Annotated in this window: 17 protein-coding genes; 7 read left to right on the forward strand and 10 right to left on the reverse strand. The window is 40.9% G+C overall.

Going from position 1 to position 18,025, the window contains the following annotated elements:
- Positions 1 to 53: 53 nt before the first annotated feature.
- Together KHA99_RS13920 and KHA99_RS13925 are read right to left on the reverse strand one after the other, a co-directional pair.
- The gene (locus KHA99_RS13920; protein WP_213118095.1) at positions 54 to 890 is read right to left on the reverse strand and encodes a DMT family transporter; all 837 of its coding nucleotides are present in this window, start codon (positions 888 to 890) and stop codon (positions 54 to 56) included.
- Positions 891 to 1,179: 289 nt separating this feature from the next.
- Positions 1,180 to 2,457, reverse strand: coding sequence for a cation:dicarboxylate symporter family transporter (locus tag KHA99_RS13925; RefSeq protein WP_213118096.1), 1,278 nt, complete (start codon positions 2,455 to 2,457; stop codon positions 1,180 to 1,182).
- 234 nt (positions 2,458 to 2,691) lie between these two features.
- Here KHA99_RS13925 and KHA99_RS13930 point away from each other — a divergent pair, with 234 nt between their 5' ends.
- Positions 2,692 to 3,999, forward strand: coding sequence for a sensor histidine kinase (locus KHA99_RS13930; RefSeq protein WP_213118097.1), 1,308 nt, complete (start codon positions 2,692 to 2,694; stop codon positions 3,997 to 3,999).
- A 4-nt stretch (positions 4,000 to 4,003) separates the two neighbouring features.
- The gene (locus tag KHA99_RS13935; RefSeq protein WP_213118098.1) at positions 4,004 to 4,930 is read left to right on the forward strand and encodes a response regulator; all 927 of its coding nucleotides are present in this window, start codon (positions 4,004 to 4,006) and stop codon (positions 4,928 to 4,930) included.
- A gap of 243 nt (positions 4,931 to 5,173) precedes the next feature.
- On the opposite strand, the gene KHA99_RS13940 is transcribed toward KHA99_RS13935, so the two are convergent.
- From KHA99_RS13940 to KHA99_RS13950, 3 genes are all read right to left on the reverse strand, one after another.
- Positions 5,174 to 5,716 (reverse strand): DUF4865 family protein, encoded by a 543-nt coding sequence (locus tag KHA99_RS13940; RefSeq protein WP_213118099.1) that lies wholly within the window; start codon positions 5,714 to 5,716, stop codon positions 5,174 to 5,176.
- 53 nt (positions 5,717 to 5,769) lie between these two features.
- A complete protein-coding gene (locus tag KHA99_RS13945) occupies positions 5,770 to 6,180 on the reverse strand; it encodes a hypothetical protein (RefSeq protein WP_284037332.1) in 411 nt (136 codons plus the stop codon).
- 85 nt (positions 6,181 to 6,265) lie between these two features.
- The gene (locus KHA99_RS13950) at positions 6,266 to 6,655 is read right to left on the reverse strand and encodes an iron chaperone (protein ID WP_213118100.1); all 390 of its coding nucleotides are present in this window, start codon (positions 6,653 to 6,655) and stop codon (positions 6,266 to 6,268) included.
- 178 nt (positions 6,656 to 6,833) lie between these two features.
- On the opposite strand from KHA99_RS13950, the gene KHA99_RS13955 reads away from it, so the two are divergent.
- The 3 genes from KHA99_RS13955 to KHA99_RS13965 all read left to right on the forward strand — a co-directional run bounded on the left by KHA99_RS13955 (position 6,834) and on the right by KHA99_RS13965 (position 10,459).
- A complete protein-coding gene (locus KHA99_RS13955) occupies positions 6,834 to 7,553 on the forward strand; it encodes a metallophosphoesterase family protein (protein WP_213118863.1) in 720 nt (239 codons plus the stop codon).
- 83 nt (positions 7,554 to 7,636) lie between these two features.
- Positions 7,637 to 8,212 carry a TetR/AcrR family transcriptional regulator gene (locus KHA99_RS13960; RefSeq protein WP_213118101.1) on the forward strand — a complete coding sequence of 192 codons (576 nt, stop codon included), beginning with the start codon at positions 7,637 to 7,639 and terminating at the stop codon, positions 8,210 to 8,212.
- Positions 8,213 to 8,350: 138 nt separating this feature from the next.
- On the forward strand, positions 8,351 to 10,459 hold the full coding sequence (locus KHA99_RS13965) for an MMPL family transporter (RefSeq protein WP_213118102.1): 2,109 nt from the start codon (positions 8,351 to 8,353) through the stop codon (positions 10,457 to 10,459).
- 69 nt (positions 10,460 to 10,528) lie between these two features.
- On the opposite strand, the gene KHA99_RS13970 is transcribed toward KHA99_RS13965, so the two are convergent.
- Positions 10,529 to 11,545 carry a pirin family protein gene (locus tag KHA99_RS13970; RefSeq protein WP_213118103.1) on the reverse strand — a complete coding sequence of 339 codons (1,017 nt, stop codon included), beginning with the start codon at positions 11,543 to 11,545 and terminating at the stop codon, positions 10,529 to 10,531.
- Between the two features lie 237 nt (positions 11,546 to 11,782).
- Here KHA99_RS13970 and KHA99_RS13975 point away from each other — a divergent pair, with 237 nt between their 5' ends.
- Entirely contained in the window at positions 11,783 to 12,100 is a 318-nt protein-coding gene (locus KHA99_RS13975; protein ID WP_213118104.1) for a hypothetical protein, read from the forward strand.
- A gap of 78 nt (positions 12,101 to 12,178) precedes the next feature.
- Here the strand turns inward: KHA99_RS13975 and KHA99_RS13980 are convergent, their stop codons facing one another.
- The 4 genes from KHA99_RS13980 to KHA99_RS13995 form a co-directional block, all read right to left on the reverse strand.
- Complete coding sequence (locus KHA99_RS13980; RefSeq protein ID WP_213118105.1) at positions 12,179 to 13,159, reverse strand: Gfo/Idh/MocA family protein; 981 nt, start codon at positions 13,157 to 13,159, stop codon at positions 12,179 to 12,181.
- A gap of 286 nt (positions 13,160 to 13,445) precedes the next feature.
- Entirely contained in the window at positions 13,446 to 14,405 is a 960-nt protein-coding gene (locus KHA99_RS13985; protein ID WP_213118106.1) for a 2-hydroxyacid dehydrogenase, read from the reverse strand.
- An 82-nt stretch (positions 14,406 to 14,487) separates the two neighbouring features.
- Entirely contained in the window at positions 14,488 to 15,168 is a 681-nt protein-coding gene (locus KHA99_RS13990) for a response regulator (RefSeq protein WP_213118107.1), read from the reverse strand.
- 16 nt (positions 15,169 to 15,184) lie between these two features.
- A complete protein-coding gene (locus KHA99_RS13995) occupies positions 15,185 to 16,756 on the reverse strand; it encodes an ATP-binding protein (protein WP_213118108.1) in 1,572 nt (523 codons plus the stop codon).
- An 80-nt stretch (positions 16,757 to 16,836) separates the two neighbouring features.
- Here KHA99_RS13995 and KHA99_RS14000 point away from each other — a divergent pair, with 80 nt between their 5' ends.
- Positions 16,837 to 17,898 (forward strand): DctP family TRAP transporter solute-binding subunit, encoded by a 1,062-nt coding sequence (locus KHA99_RS14000; RefSeq protein WP_213118109.1) that lies wholly within the window; start codon positions 16,837 to 16,839, stop codon positions 17,896 to 17,898.
- The last annotated feature ends 127 nt before the right edge of the window (positions 17,899 to 18,025 follow it).

Consider the following 18,025-nt stretch of genomic DNA (forward strand, 5'->3'; position numbering starts at 1 on the left):
AAGGGACGTTTCTTGTGCTTCAAAAATTGAAGCACAAGAAACGTCCCCACGTATCATATTTTTGTAAAAATAATCCCAAGAATCGCAGAGAATATGCCGACAAGCTGGTATCGTTTTAATTTCTCCTTAAAGAACCAACAACCAGCCAGGATGACAACAAGGCAATTCAAGCTGACGATTGGGAAGATAATACTGGCAATACCTTTTTGCAATGCATAGAAATAACAGCTGTACCCGATGACACTGACTAAACCGGCCATGGACCCGACATTCACTTCGGACCTCAGCCAGCTTTCCTTTTCCCTCAAACTGGTCAGGGCCAAATAAATGCTGCCCCCGCCGTACATACAAATTAATGTACTTAGCGAACTAATTTGCAAATAGGATGTTGTTTTCATTAATATTCCCAGAATCCCAAAGGACAGAATTGCCATTACGACCCGATAAATCCATGGACCATAATTTGTGCCGTGACTTTTGCCCGGCGAATATTGAATCATCAGGGCTGAACCGAGTATTACCACAATCCCAATCCAATGGGCCAGACTGATTTCTTCATGAAAAATAATCGCTGCCCCAAGAATCGGCATGATTGCATTGGCGCCAATTAAAGGCGACGTTAGGCTGGCAGGACCCTTTTCGAAGGCCTTGGACATCTGAATATTGCCATTCGCATTTAAGATGCCAATCAGGCCGCCCAAAATGATGGCATAAAGGTTAAACCGTAAATCCCCAACATAAATTCCATAAGCAAGTGTTAAGATAAACGCTACAAAATAAAAGAAAAACTGGATATGCACTTTGGACAAACCACGGCTTGTACTCCATTTAAAAATCGTATTATTTGTACCGAAGCTTAAGGTTGTTACCAATGCTGCAGCAATCCACATGCTGAAACCTTCTTCCCTATCATTTTCCACTCTCATTTTAAATCTATTAGAAAGTCCTAGCAATATATTTTTTTGGGAAAGGAACACGGGGACTGTTCTCATGTTTCAAAACTTGAAACTACCAAAATAAACGTGCTTTCTCCCGGTCAATAGAATTAAATAAAATGAATGACTTCATTCTATTGCACATTAGGTCTATCTATCAATTATTTAAAATTTCATACCTTGGCATTACACCAATAAAGGAACCCAAACTTTACAGGGTTCCTCTACTAAATCAGCTATTCCATTAGGCTGCCTGCTGCTTTGTATCATTCAAGGTTTGTAAGTACGAACTTGCTTTTTCTTTATCAAACTGGCCTTCCCATTTAGACATAACCACTACAGCCAATGAGTTTCCAATGACATTGACAACGGTTCTGGCCATATCGAGAATACGGTCGATACCAGCAATAAACGCAAGTCCTTCCAACGGAATTCCTACTGTTCCGAGCGTGGCCAAGAGAACCACGAACGAAACCCCCGGAACACCGGCAATTCCTTTTGATGTTACCATTAAGACAAGCATCAAAGAAATTTGGTCAGCAATGGATAAATCGATGCCATACATTTGGGCAATAAACAGTGCTGCTAATGCTTGGTACAGTGTTGAGCCATCAAGGTTAAAGGAATAACCCGTAGGAATAACAAAGGAGGTAATCGCCTTTGGACAACCGAACTTCTCCATTTTCTCCATTAATCTTGGCATTACCGTTTCAGAACTTGACGTGGAATAGGCCAAAATTAACTCATCTTTTAGCAGACGGATGATATTAAAAATATTCACGCCTGCTAATTTGCCAACTGCCCCCAGGATAACTAATACAAAGAACAGCATCGTCGCATAGCCAATAATGACTAATTTGCCCAATGGCAGTAATGATTCAATACCGAACTTAGATACCGTCACGCCTATTAATGCGAACACACCGAAAGGGGCAAATTTCATCACTTGATTCGTTACCCAGAACATCGTTTCCGCTGTCCCTTGGAAAAAGGCAATTACCGGTTTTCCTTTATCTCCGATGGCAGTAACGCCTAGTCCAAATAAAATTGAGAAGAAAATGATGGCTAGCATGTTTCCATCAACAATTGCCTTAATAAAATTTGGCGGGACTACGTTCACAAATGTTTCTGCCATCCCATGGCTTTCAACAGTTTCAGCAGTATCTACATAACTGCCAATATCTGTTTTTTGCAATGAACTCATATCAACCCCAGAGCCCGGCTGAAAAATATTCGCTGATAATAGTCCAATAATAATCGCGATAGTAGTAATAATTTCAAAGTAGATAATTGTTTTGCCGCCAATTTTCCCGAGCTTCTTTGTATCACCTACACTGGAAACCCCTACAATTAAACTGGAGATAACGATTGGAATGACAATCATTTTGATTAGTCTTAAGAAGATATCCCCGATTGGCTGTAAGTACTTTGCAACATCAGGATTACCATAGAAAATGGCACCAATCACAATACCAAGGATTAGTCCGATTAAGATTTGCCAAGCTAAACCTAATTTTTTCATTCAAGCACCTCTTTTTAATTTTTTTACGATTTGGTCTTAGAAGAGTTTTTTTCCAATGGATTTCTAGCTAAAATAAAACTATAATTTGAGGCAGCGATTTCCTGAGAGCGTTTTCAGCGGGGCTGCTCTTAATGTAAAATAGTAACTACACAATATAACAAGAAATCTACAAAAACCTACAAATTTTTTTTGCATTAAATGAGAGATTGTTAGGATAAGAGGTTGTGGCGGAAATTGTACATTAAATTTTTTTCAAAAAATGAACTTACCTTACTGGCGGCAATGGCCATTTTGGTTCCGCTTGCTGGGGAGGTAAAATTTTATCCATTTAATGAGGTCTATCGGGTGAGCTTTGGACCCCCTGCCCTTTTTCTCTTTTTATTGGGGCTAAGAAAAGTACCCGCTATTTTGTGCGGCACGCTTGCAGGGGTTTCCGTGCTAGCTTTTCGAATCCTTCTTGATGCTGTTTTTCTCGAACCGTTTGATTGGCTGGTATCCATTCATGCTAACCTACCATCCTTTGTCTACTATTTCGCCTATGCTTTGGTCTTTTTCTTATTGAAAATCCACCAGTTTAACCAGCGGCCTTGGGTGATAGGCCTATTGGGAATTGTAACAGAATTTGCTGCTGGAATGTCAGAGTTGTTTTTCGAAAGGCTTTTATTTGAAGAATTAACAACTATTGATGCCGTCCATAAAATTTTTATTTTCGCTGTATTTCGAAGCTTTTTTGTAGTTGGTCTATTTAGTACTCTTAAATACCATGAATCAAAGCTGAAGGAAACGGAAATCCAAAAGCGAAATGAACATATGATCATGGTCGTTTCGAATCTTTATGAAGAGACCATCCTTTTGAAAAAAACCCTTCAGTTTGCCGAGAAGGTCACCAAACAATCCTACAATCTATACAAGGATTTGCACGAAATCAAGGAGGGACAGAGAGACTTCTCATTGGAAGGGATACCTCAGCAAGCCTTAAGGATTGCTGGTGAAGTTCATGAGATTAAAAAGGATAATCAACGAATTTTATCAGGGCTTTCCAAACTGATTACCGAGGAAAGTTTGCTTGATTATATTGACATTGACTCCCTTTTTTCAATTATTGTAAGGACAAATAAAAAGTATGCTGAGCTGTTGGGGAAAAAAATTGAGTTCGTCTTTTCAATTAGCGGAACACACCCCGATTATCATGCGTACACATTTACCTCCATTGTCAACAACCTTGTTTCCAATTCCGTCGAGGCGATCAATGAAACGGGTAAAATTGAGCTATTGGCTGAACAAAATCAAGATTGGCTGACAATCCGCGTTAAGGATACTGGACCCGGAATTCCCAGCCAATATAAAGATGTCATTTTTAAACCTGGATTCACTTTAAAGTTTGACAGCACTGGCAAATCTTCCACTGGGATTGGGTTGACCTACGTAAAGGAAGTGGTAGAAATGCATGATGGCAATGTTCTGCTGAATAATTCGGAAGATGGCAAAGGGGCAGCTTTCACTGTTCACCTGCCAATGGCAAAAATAACGAGAAAAGAGTGATTTCATGCGATTTTTTATTATTGATGATGATATATCGATTCGTACGATGCTTAGCCATATTATTGAAGATGATGACCTTGGCGAAGTCGTGGGCGAGGCTGCCGACGGTTTCGAGGTTAGCGGAGAACTTTTAGATATGAAGAAGGTTGATATTTTACTAATTGACCTGTTAATGCCGGGTCAAGACGGCATCGAAACGGTCCAAAAAATCAAGCCGGTTTTTAAAGGAAAGGTCATCATGATTTCTCAAGTGGAATCTAAGGACCTGATTGGACAAGCTTACTTAAAGGGGATTGATCATTACATAACAAAGCCGATTAATAAAATCGAGGTCGTTTCGGTTGTAAAGAAGGTTATCGAGCATGCCCGATTAGAGCAATCTATCCAGGATATCCAAAGGTCTATCCAAAATGCGATGAATATTAGCTTTCATAAAACAGAGGGCAATTTACATCGGGAAAAAGGGAAAACATTCTCGGACGCCGGGCGGTTTCTTCTTTCGGAACTGGGCATTGCCGGGGAAAGCGGCAGTAAAGACCTTATGGAGATTATGCAGTTTTTCCATGACTACGAACAGATGCAAACATTCACTAATGGATTTCCTTCACTAAAGGAGACTTTTAGAATCATAGCTTTGAAGAAGCTTGGTGAAGCAGCCAGCGAGGCTGATCTTCAAAGAGAAATCAAAGCATCCGAACAGCGTGTCCGAAGGGCGATTTATCAATCCTTAAACGGCCTCGCCTCACTAGGGCTGACAGACTTTTCCCACCCAAAATTCGAAAATTACTCATCCAAATTTTTCGATTTCACAACCGTCCGTCAAAAAATGAAAGAACTACAAGACAAAAAAAATGTCACACCAGCCCCCATTCGAATCAACATGAAAAAATTTATTCAGGCACTCTATTTTGAAATACACCACAAAATATAACACGGTGACGGTTCTCATGCATCATTCCTTAAAACTGATGCAAAAGGGTGGTGCATGGGGACGGTTCTTTTGCATCATTCTGAAAAATACGGTATAGCCAATTAAAGCTCATGCTATGTATTAGTAATCCCCATAGGAATTCGATTAGAAGCCTCACTAAAGAGAGAAAAAAGCAAAAAGCCCAGTCCCGAAAAAGGACTAGGCTTATTTTTGACCATTTATGATACAGAATAGGCATAGGTATTACCCTTGTGATATATGCAAAATCGAATAAACGACTCCACTCATATCTTTTACATGGCTTAAATCTTTTAAGAAATAAAAAACATCGTACTTCCATCTCTCCGGACTATAAGTAACGAGATATTCCGTCTCTTCTATGATGGGAATGCTTTCTGCAATTTTATCCTTTAGGTTGTTTAGACTTTCTTGCGGTGGTATTTCTGATGTGATTTGAAATAAGTACTTAATCTCAATGATTTTAGATGTAGTGGTATCAATCAGGGGTATTCCGACATCAACTTGCTGCCAACCAAAGGAGTTTAAGATATTGTCATAAAACCCATTAAATAAAAACTTGTTCAGTCCATTATTCCCTTTCCAAAGATATAATGGGCTATAACTGTTTTGCAAATTATTATGGATTCCTCTTTCGGTGGTCAAATAGAGTTTAAACTTCAAATCTTCAAACCCGTCAGTTTTATAGCCATTATTCCTCACTCTGTCTCTGATTATATTCATATTGTAATCGCTCGGCAGTGTAATCTTGTATTGGGTTGCAATCATTTTATATTCCACCTCCACGACACTATTTTATCAATTTTCCTTTAGTTGTTCCTCTACTTCCACCAATTAGTCGGAATCTTTTTTAAATTAATAAACCTCATTTTTTCTTCGGAACGGTTGTCTTCTTTCCAAACGATAAAAAAGAGAAGTTCATCCTCTTTATCATAAAACCCACAGTCATCCTTGCATTCCCAGTGGTAAAAGCCTTTTTCTTTCATGGAAGGGATACCTACTTCATAATGTGGTGGATGGATATTAAAATCCACATACTCGATTGATTTGTTACCTTTATAGCGAACTTTAATACTGTAACTACCATTAAAGCCCACTAACTTTGAGTTTATTTTAATAGACCAATTCGCATCTTCACCCAAATACGTTACTGTTTTTGGTCGAAAATTAAAATCATATATTAAGATCAGCACTACCAATACAATAAGCGTTCGAATCAGTTTCCTTTTCACAAAAATACACCTCTTTATAAGAGATGTACAACATGGGCAAATATGACAGGATATTACCTTTCTTATAGAACCATGAACACAAAATTTACTTTTTCTTTTTCACTTTGTCTTCCGCCTTCTTTAAATTCTCAGCAACTCTAAATTTAACAATTTTGCCGATTAATTCATATGGAATAGGCTTTTCTAGAGGAAACTGAACGGTACCTTTTGACGTTTTATATTCCGATAATTCATGTTGAAAAGCAGCAATACCACTTGAAGTTGGGAAAAAACCTATATGCTTTTTAAAAGCTGCGAAATATACTAGATTGCCATACAAAAAAAACGCGGGCATTTGATAACTTATCTTTTCTTCTGCATTTGGAACCATCTCTTTAATAAAGTTTCTAATACTATTTAATTTTTCCTGAATATCAGGTGGAAATTGTATAATATAGTCATCTATCGATTGAATTGTAGCTTTATTCTTGTCCATGGATTTCTCCTTTTGTTAAAAATACCTTCCATCAATTAATTTTAACACTAGGCCCCATTCTTCAAAAGGTAATTCAAACATATATCAAAGTTATCAGGTCAAACCAAAGATGGAAACACGTATCCATTTAGTGGTATTATTTTTTTAAAAAGCGGAGATGTGGGGAGTTGATTAAATGGTGAAAATAGCCTTTATTTCTGATATTCATGGGAATGCAGTTGCTTTAGATGCGGTCCTTGCTGATATTAAGCAAAAAGATGTAGACAAAATTTACGTTCTTGGTGACATTTGCTATCGAGGACCGGAGCCAAAGCGCTCCCTTGAATTGATTCAGTCGTTAAATACCGATGTCATCAAAGGAAATGCCGATGAGTGGGTGGTTCGCGGTGTTCGTGCAGGAGAAGTTCCGGATCATGCGTTGGAGTTGATGAATACTGAACGACAATGGACAGTTGGGAAACTGGATTCGGCCGATCTCCAATACCTTGAAAATCTGCAAACCCACTTGGACACAAACGTGGACGGAATTACAATTGCTGCCTTCCATGCAACACCGGATAGTTTATTCGAAATCACTCTTCCCAATGCCGATGACGAAACGATCAAGACTAGCTTGATGAAGCCCTCCGATGCAGATGTTTTTGTATATGCCCATATTCATCGGCCCTATATCCGATATATTAATGGAAAAGTAGTCATGAACATTGGCAGCGTCGGCCTCCCATTTGATGGTCTAACAAAGGCCTCCTACGGACTGGTGGAAATCAATCAAGGAAATATCAACACCTCCATCCAGCGGGTCAACTATAATCTAGAAAAAGTCATCCAGCTTTATGAGGAAGTAAACTATCCCAATAAGGATATGATGAAACAGGTTATTCGGAACGGAAAAATTTGATGCACAGGGACGGTTCTTTCGCATCAATAATAATGATGCAAAAGAACCGTCCCCGTGTTACATTAATGGATGGAGGTGGCATTATGGCACGGGAGCGCAAGTTTTCGACGGAGGAATTATTTCAGTACACCAAGCAGCTGCTGCTTGAACATGGATATGAGGGTTTTACTTTCAGTCTATTAGCAGAACGATTGGAGATTTCCCGTGGCGCGATTTACAAATATTTCGAGAACAAGGAAGAATTAATCACCGATTTTATGTTATTTGAGATGAAGTATTTCCTCGCAGAATTAAAGGAAATAGCCGAATTAAATGACTTTGACAGGCAATTTGAATTCCTTTTTGAACTTATTTTTAGAAATAGAGAAATCCACCAACTCATTGAGATAGGCAGACAAATTCCCTCCTCCCTCAATGAAAAGGTTCGGAACAATACGCAAAACCTAGAAAAAATGCACTTGGAAATGTACAGTTATATGCAGAACTTTGTAACACTAGGAAAAGGCGAGAACAAGCTGAAGCCCCATATTCCGGACGTAGTGGTGCTCGGAATAATTTTTCAGACCATTGCCATTCCTAATCACTTCGGCATTCCTCAAGATTTATGGGTTCAGTCGATCAAAGAAATTATTAGTCACGGAATGTTCACAAATAAATAATTGACACATGTGTCACCTTTAAAAGATAATGTTAGTGACAATAGTGTCAATTATTTTTTGCCAAAAGTGACACGAGTGTCACTTTTAGTCGACTTTTGAAAAATAGCCCCTTATAAACTAGTGCAAAGGAGTACCAATATGAAATCATTCTTGCAATCTCTCACAGACCGTGTCTCGACCAAAAAAGGAATGTGGATTACGCTTGGAATCTGGTTTGCGGCCGCGATGCTGCTGGCAGTCTTGGCTCCAGGCGCCAAGGACTACGAAGTGTCAAGCATAAAGTCTATTCCGGAAGATGCCCAGTCGGTCATCGCCCAAAAGAAAGTGGATAAATACTTTAAAGACAATGAAGGAATTCCTGCTATTCTAGTTTTTCAAGCGAAGAAAAGTGAAATCACTTTTCCTCAGCTAGCCAGCATCGTCGACAGCATAGAGAAGGAAAAAATCGATGGTGTCGATCAGATGGTGCCACTATCGAAACTGCCTCCGCAGGCTGCCGCAGATTTCTTTTCTGACGATAAAACCACAGCTATTCTTCCTTTAACCATTGATTCATCCTTAGAGACAAAGGAAATTAAAAAGGTGGAGGAAGCGATTCAGGAAATCGTCAAGAAAAACTCCGATTTAACCTTTTACGTAACTGGTCCTGCAGGTATTGCCACCGATACCCTGGATCTATTTTCAAGAGCAGATATTGTCCTTTTATTATCAACAGTCGGCCTAATCCTTGTGCTATTGATTGTGATTTACCGCTCACCGCTTTTGGCGTTAATTCCGCTACTGGCTGCCGCCTTTGTGTATGAAGTGGTGATGCAGACACTTGGCCTGATGGGCAAGGCAGGGCTGGTAATGAGCAGCCAAACGCTGTCTATCATGACTATTCTTCTGTTTGCGGCCGTGATTGATTATTCTTTATTTGTATTCTCGCGGTTTAGAGAAGAATTGAAAAAACATGAGAATAAATTTGATGCGATGAGGCAGGCGATGCGGGAAGTCGGAACCCCTGTGTTTTATTCCGGCGGTACCGTTCTTGCGGCCATGTTGGTATTATTTTTTGCAAGATTTGGTGATTACCGGAACTTTGCTCCAACATTTGCCACCACCATGCTGATTATCATGATTGCATCGGTGACTTTGGTTCCAGCCTTGTTTGCACTTTTTGGCAGAAAATCCTTTTGGCCGATGATTCCTAAGGTGGGCCAGGATGCTATCAAAACTAATTCGTTATGGAGCCGGATCGGGCACTTTGTTGCTAGAAAACCGGGGCTTTCTGTTGCGGTGCTCGGATTGATTCTAATCGTGTCAGCAAGCAATATGGTGAACATGAAATTTGAATTTGATACGATGAAATCATTTCCGAAAGATATGCCGTCCCGAATGGGCTATGAAATTCTTGAGGAGAAATTTGAAAAAGGCGACCTCGCCCCAACGACCGTTTTATTTGAAGGTTCAGAGCCACTATCTGCCGAACAACAGGATGCATTGAAAAACAAACTTGCTGAACAGGACTTGGTAAGCTCCGTAAGTGTCAATGGTACCGCAGAAGAAGGTAAAGTCGTTCAATACAGTTTAACTTTTGCAGAAAATCCATACTCCGCCAAAACGATGGATGCTTTGGAGGATATGCGGGACAGCGCTGATAAAATCGCTGCCTCGGCTGGTGTGAACGGGGACATTTATTTTGCCGGCGAAACAGCCACGAAAGTCGATGACCGCTCTATTAATGACCGAGACCTAATCTTCATTGTGGCGCTTGAGACGCTTTTGATTTTCGTGATGCTAATAAGTTTGACCAGGTCAATCAAGATGTCGGTTTATATGATTGGGACCATCTTGATTTCATTCCTTGCCGCCCTGGGGCTGGGAATGTTTCTAAGCAATCTGTTCTTTGATATCGATACCATCAGCAACCGCGTTCCGCTGTATTCGTTTGTGTTCTTAATTGCACTTGGGATTGATTACAATATCATGTTGATTTCCCGTTATCAAGAAGAAAGAGCTAAGTACTCGGTTCGAGAGGCAGTCCAAATTGCAGTCGCCAGCACGGGCGGAGTCATTTCTTCCGCAGGACTAATTCTCGCGGCTACCTTTGCCGTTCTGATGACACAGCCAATTCAACTCCTATTCGTTTTCGGCTTCATCGTCGCCATTGGGATCCTGCTGGATACCTTTTTGGTAAGGGGCATCCTCCTGCCGGGACTTATTGTACTATTTGAAAAGGAAAAGGCTTCAGGGAAACAGATGTGAGACAAAGGGACGGTTCTTATGCATCAATTCTAAATGATGTATAAGAACCGTCCCCATGCACTCCATGCACTATCTTTCCTCTATTCTTCCATCCCCATGACGTGCAAATCTGCCATCACTTGGTTCATTGACAGGGTCCATCCGGCCCCATGGCCAGCCGCCGAATTGTGTTCTGCGATAGTCGTTGAAGGCTTCTCGGATTTCCTGTTCTGAATTCATGACGAACGGGCCATGCTGCACGACTGGTTCGCCAATCGGTTCACCTTCAAGAACGAGAATATATGCCTCTTTTTCGCCATTGGTGATTTCGATTTCCTGGTCCCCTGTAAGCTTGGCACGATGATAAGCTTGGACAGTTGTCCCCTCCAGATAGATTTCTTCTCCTTCGTAAAAATAAATGTTACGATTCAATGTTTTGGATACCGCCGGCATTGTAAACACCGCTCCCGGTTCCATCCGAATAAGATAGATTCCGACATGATTATTAGGGTCATTTGCCCATGAAGCAGCAGCCGGATCTAAGCTGTTTTTTCCCTGAAGTTTTCCTGCAATCAGCCGGACTGTCGTTTTCTTCCCATTTGCATCTGCGGATTCTATTTCAGGAATATCTTCAGCCCACAGCATTTTATAATCTGGATTTGCTGTTTTATCCTTAGCGGCAAGATTCAGCCAAATTTGAAAAAGCTCCAGCGGGTTGCCTTTGTCCTTATGGACAAGCGGAAACATTTCCGTATGCAGGCTGCCTTTCCCGGTTGTCAGCCACTGCACATCCCCATTTCCATACCGCCCTCTTGCTCCTGTAGAATCAAAATGATCAACCAATCCTTCCAAAACAATCGTTACTGTTTCAAATCCCTTGTGCGGGTGCGCCGGAAATCCTGGTACCGTTGTGCCATGATACATCCGAAAACCATCTTTAATCATAAAATCCTGACCGAGATTCCTGCCAGCCAATGATGTGCTAGGCCCCTGTTCATCATTTCCCGCTGGATAAGCATCATTATGATGCACGGTCATTAAAAATGGATCCTCCGTCACCCATGGAAAGCCCAACTTCTGTATATTAAGGATTTTCTTATTAGACATTTTATTTACCCTCCTAAATTTTCAAAAAATGTTCTTATTTATCTCAAAACAAAGTTATCTGAATCACACCTTCTTATACTTTCCAAAAGTACAATCGAAATGATTTTAACAAAAACAAAGGAGATGATGCATCTTTGCGGATTTTGAAGCCCGGGGACGGTTCTCTTGCTTCAATTCTGAATGAGGCAAAAGAACCGTCCCCATGCATCACTTATCTTGATTTAGGAGGTTATTTTTTTGTTAAATATTTTGGTTTTTGTGTTGATTGCGGTTACTTTGGTTTTGCTGAGTATTTTTGTGGATGGGCTGATTGAGTTGAATAGGCAGGAGCAGGAGGATAAGAACCATTTTGTAAGAGATGGTTTGGAGGGTTATATGGACCAGACTTTTGGTATTGGTAGATTTAAAGTTTTCAAAACATTGCTTGATAGCGAAGGAAACATTAGATATCTGGTGTATTTGCCGAAGTACGAGTGGCTCAAAGCGCCTACATATCATTGGTATGAAGTTTATGAAGCCCCTAATGGCTACCGTCATATCGCATACGAAAGATAATTTTTCTAAAAAACACCCCAAGTCTATTGAGGTGTTTTTTCCTTTCATTATTATCTTGTATTCTAGGTTAAACTCAATTTACAAATTGGTCATTTCCCCCATGACCCAATTTGTTCGCGCACCTGACTCTCCAGTACTAGGGCACTTGTTGCCATCTCCAGTCAATTCTTCCACTATTGTTTCCACAAGAGGCTGATGAACATGCTGCGGCGGTTCAAAACTCCATTGCTCCGCGCCTTTAGAAGTTGTCAAAACAATAGGTTCCGACCCAAAAGTGGAAAAGGTAATTTTCCCTTTACTACCAACGATTTCGTTGACATCGACATTTTCAAAAACGGAAAAGCACCAAGTTCCTGTGCCATGGATTCCTGATTCGAACATGTATGTACCAGTCACAATATCTTCCGCCCGGTAAAAACCCCCCTGGTTGGAGGCAAATCCGTTAACGTCCTTTATCGGCCCCAGCAGGAAATCAAATAAATCAAGGGTGTGGCTGGCGAGGTCGTAATACAGCCCGCCGCCTGAAATTTCAGGTTGTACTCTCCATGAGAGTTTTTCGGGGTCCTTTACGTCATCTGAAGCTTTTTGATACTGCGCTGTTGAAACAAAACGGACATCTCCGATTGCGTTGTTCTCCAACAACTCTTTAATTTTTAAAAATCGAGGCATTGCCCTGCGGTAGTAGGCAACAAATAATGGAACGCCGGCGGCCTTGCAGGCAGCAATCATTTCCTGGCATTCGGCAAAGTTGAGCGCCATTGGCTTTTCTACATAGACAGGTTTTCCCGCCTGTGCAGCTTTAAGGGTATATTCTTTGTGTGAACCGGGTGGTGTCGCAATGTACACAGCATCCACATCCGGGTCGTTTATAAGTGAATCGGCATTATCGTACCATTTCGGGACATGGTGCCTCTCCGCATAGTCTTTCGCTAGTTCACCGGTTCTTCTCATAACAGCAACTAACTCTGAATTTTTAACTTTTTGAAAAGCTGGCCCGCTCTTTACCTCAGTAACATTACCGCAGCCAATAATACCCCAACGAACCTTTTTGAATTTCATGGTCATAGGTCTCCTTCTTCTTTGTTGTCTCGGATTTATTTAATCTTTCCCAATGATCTAGAAAAGCAGATCACTTTTAATATAAGGCCATTATCTCTAAGTATATTATAAAAATCGGTAAAATCGGTAGAATTTGTTGGGATGCAAGCACCTGGATACGGATGTGGAACGTTCGTCCATATATAGTGAAGCCTCGGCTTTTATTACCATAAACGATTGGACTTAAATGATTAACGGGGACGGTTCTTTTGCATCACTAAACGATGCAAAAGAACGTCCCCATGCTTCACTTGATTAGATTTGCTGGAGTATCGCCTTTTAGGCCGGAAACGAGGTTAGTTGCCGCTGTCATTGCCATTTGAAAGCGGGTTTCATAGGTGGCTGAGCCGATATGCGGCAGAGTTACGACGTTCTTCATTGAAAGTAGCGGATTGTCCATATTGATTGGTTCCTGAACAAACACATCCAAGCCGGCACCGGCAATTTCACCAGTTTGCAGGGCCTTAATTAACTCTTCTTCGTCAACGGTTTTCCCTCTTGACGCATTGATAAAAATCGCCGACTTTTTCATCAGCCCAAACTCTCTTTTTCCGATTAAGTTTTCGGTTTCCGGCGTTAGCGGCGTCAGGAGGCAGACAAAATCGGAGTTCTTCAACAATTCTTCCATTGAACAATAGGTAGCGCCATACTTCTCTTCTGCAGCCATATTTCTAGACCGATTGTGGTATAGAATTTCCATATCAAAGCCACAGTGCGCCCTTTTGGCCACGGTAGTGCCGACTCCCCCCATGCCAATGATTCCTAATACCTTATGATGGACATCTACCCCATACCACTGTTCTTTCAGTTCGGATTTCCACTGCCCGGCTCTCACCCATTGGTCCAATTCCGGAATCCTCCTGGCCGAAGCCAATATTAATCCCATAATCGTATCCGCTACCGTATCATTCAATACTTCTGGGGTATTCGTTGCCATGACTCCACGAGCTGTCAATGCCGCTATATCCAGATTATCGTACCCAACTGACATATTGCTTACAATTTTTAACTGGGGAGCCTTGTCCAATAAATCGGCGTACACTTTCAACCTAGAACCCAATATCCCATCCGCATTTACCAACTCCTGAAAAAATGCAGGATATGTATTTGAATCTAGTTCCTCAAAATAAACGACCTCACAGGTTTGCTGTACAAATTCCAATATTTTAGGATCTACTTTTTTATAAACTATCACTTTTGGTTTCAACTCTACCCCTCCTAATTTACATTGAAACATAGGGACGGTTCTTTTGCCTCACTAAATGAGGCAAAAGAACCGTCCCCATGCATCACAAAATCTTATATTGGTTAACAGGCCGGCCAATTCCGCCATATTCGATGATGATTTCCACTTTTCCGCTTTGTTCGAGATATTCTAGGTACCTTCTCGCGGTGACACGGGCGAGGCCGATGCCTTCGGCGACTGCTTCTGCAGAGATGGCCTGGTCCCGCCCTTTTAAATATTCGATTACCTTTTCAAGTGTCAACATATTCAGTCCTTTTGGCAGCTCGCTTTTGTCCTGCTTGCCTCGCTGAAATAACAAATGATCCAATTCCTGCTGGGAAATCGCATCTTTTTTCAAAAGACTGCTATGATAATTCCGGTAATTCATCAAAGCTTGCTGGATCCTCTCAAATTTAAAGGGCTTCATGATATAATCAACGGCCCCATGCTGCAGAACATCACGGACCGTTTCAATATCACTTGCGGCCGTTACCGCAATTACATCCGTTCCGAGTTCCTCTGACCGAATTTGTTTGATTGTCGTAATTCCATTTTGGTTGGGCATATAAATATCGATAAAAACGAGGTCCGGCTTTTCTTTTTTGATAAGCTCAATCCCCTCTTTTCCATTTGAGGCAATACCAATGACCTTATACCCTTCTACCCTCTCCACAAACTGCCTGTTTATTTCTTGAACCATCGGATCATCCTCTATTAATAGAACCCGAATTAGCCCTTCAGCCATATAACAATCCCCCTTGTTAAATCGTTACAATAAAGGTCGTCCCTTTTCCAAGGTCAGATTCTACCTGAATTGTTCCCCCCGCCCGATCAACGATTTCTTTTATTAAATAAAGCCCAATTCCATGATCCAAGCTGTCCTTGGTTGAAAAGCCCTTTGTAAAAATATGCGGCAGAACGTTTTCAGGAATGCCGCTCCCGTTGTCTTCAACCAGAATCGATAAAATCTCCTCATCATGTTCGATACTAACATAAATATTTTTCTCATCTATTTCCTTGTTCCTATAGGAATCAAACGCATTTTCAATGAGGTTTCCGATAATAATCACAAAATCATGTTCATCCAGTGGTTCTGGGAACGAATGCAGCCGGCTGTTGCGGTCAATATGTAAATGAATGCCCAATTCCTTGGCACGACTAACCTTACTAATCATCAGACCTGAAAGACTTTCACTCTTAATATTCTTCGACAAAAATTGTGTCAGTTCTTCTTGCTCTTCTGCTGTTTGAAATACATATTCAAGCGCTTTTTTCGGGTTCCCAAGCTGCAACAGGCCAGCAATTGTATGGAGCTTGTTCATATGTTCGTGATTTTGCACCCTTAAGGCACTGACAAAAGCTTTAAAGCCGGTTAACTCTTCGGCCAGTTTTTTTACTTCGGTCCGGTCTTGGAATATGGCAAGAGCTCCAATGATTTCATTATTTGCTTTAATCGGAATGCGATTACTGTGTATATTTAAATTTCGAACGGTCAGCTCTTTGTTATAAATTGGCTTCTTGAGCTCGAGAATTTCCGGCAATCTTGTGTCCGGTACTACCTCGGCAATAGACCTGCCAATTACATCTCCTGAAATCCCCATCATTGTCTTTGCTTTATCATTAAAAATCGTAATCTTTTCGTCTTTGTCAATGGCGATAATCCCTTCATGCATGGCATTAAAGGTTTCCGTCCGCTCCTGTACTAATTGAGCAATCTCATGCGGTTCCAAATTAAACATTTGCTTTTTCATTTTAGAAGCAAACAGCCAGGACCCCCAGCCGCCAAACAATAATGAGATAAAGCCGGCAAATAGAATTTCCATCCTTAAATCCCAAATCATTTCAAAAAAAGTAGGAAGTTTATAACCTGCCAGGACTACCCCGACTTGCTGATGCTCCTCATTCATAATCGGCACAAAGGCTCGAATCATCGTGCCTACTTCACCTTTTGCTTTCGTCGTGTAGGTAAGTTCGGCAAATGCCGGTCCCTCATCGCTCCCATTCGACCTTTTTCCGATCAAGCTTGGAAGGGGGTGGGATAGACGGATATGATTCATATCCATTACAACTATATAGTCCGCGTGATGGATGATTCGTAGTGTTTCTACTCGTTTGCGAATCTTTACCCTGTCCTCCATGCTTCCCGTAATATTGGACTTGATTCCTACATCCTCTGCAATGGTTTGTGCCGAAAGTAGAGCCCTTTTTTGTAATTCAGCCTCTTCAGTATTGATGAAATTACTTATAACGATAATTCCGGCAAGTAACAAAGAGAATGAAACAATAAAAAAGATCAGCGCCGTAATCTTGGTTTGTATAGAGAGACGATTCATAGAAGAATTCCTTTCAGATGAAATCTACTAAAATAATTTTAACATGTTAAAATAATAAGGAAAACAAGGAGGAAGTTCTGATGAAGTATTTAATTGCATCAAGCGTGCTTGTCATCACCTTAATAATTGGTTTCTTCTTCTTGCCCGAAAGCTTCCTAAGTGGGAAGGAAATCCCCTATGACGATGAACAGGACGGATTGTCCAAACAAATCGTCATCCGTTTCAGCCACGTTGTTGCTGAAAATACTCCTAAGGGGCTGGCCGCGCAAAAGTTCGCCCGGCTGGTGGAGGAAAAAACAGATGGCTTAGTCAAAGTAGAAGTGTATCCAAATGGAAGTTTGCATACTGACGAAGATGAGCTCGACGCTCTTATTGATAACGATGTCCAAATGATTGCCCCCTCCGTATCCAAACTGACAAACCTGGCACCAGAATGGGGACTGTTTGACTTGCCGTTTTTGTTTGATAATGATCAGGATATTGAAGAGACACTTTCAAGCGAGCTTGGTCATAGGTTTTTATCATTAAATGAGAATAAAGGAATCAAAGGGCTGGCCTTATGGAGCAATGGCTTTAAGCAAATGTCGAGCAATCTTAATCCCCTTTTGTACCCAGATGATTTTAAAGGTCAAAGATTTCGAATTATGCCCAGTCCTATTATAGCTGAACAATTCAAGGCATTAGGCGCTAAGCCTGTCGAGGTTCCTTTTAACCAATTATATACATCGCTTCAGGAAGACCAATTTGACGGTCAAGAAAATACGATTTCAAATATTTATTCCAGACGCATTTATGGTATGCAAAAGTATATGACGGTCAGTAATCATGGATTTTTGGGTTATGCGGTTCTAATGAACAAAGAGTTTTGGGACAAGCTGCCTAAAGAGGTCCAGAGGGATATTCAAGAGGCAATGTCCGAAACCACCTCGTGGATGATTTCCGAATCACAACGGGTAAATGAAGAGCAGCTCAATCTAATAGCGCGGGAATCCTCCATCCAAATTTATCGATTAACGGAGCAGGAAAAAATGGAGTGGTATCAAGCATTAAGACCTGTTTACCAAAAGTTTCTGCAAACTACAAATGACAAGGAAATGAAAGAATTTGTAAAGAAAAGGATGGACCACCTTGAGACACACTAAAGTGTCCCCTATTGAAGAATTCTAATATGACCATTAGAGCCTTGATTTTTTTAAGGCTTTTTTTGTTGATGTTTTTAGAACAGAGGAATGTCGAACATGCGGTACAGTACTAGCATATGTTACTACA

Source organism: Neobacillus rhizophilus (genome assembly GCF_018343535.1).
Classification (GTDB): Bacteria; Bacillota; Bacilli; order Bacillales; family Cytobacillaceae; genus Neobacillus; species Neobacillus rhizophilus.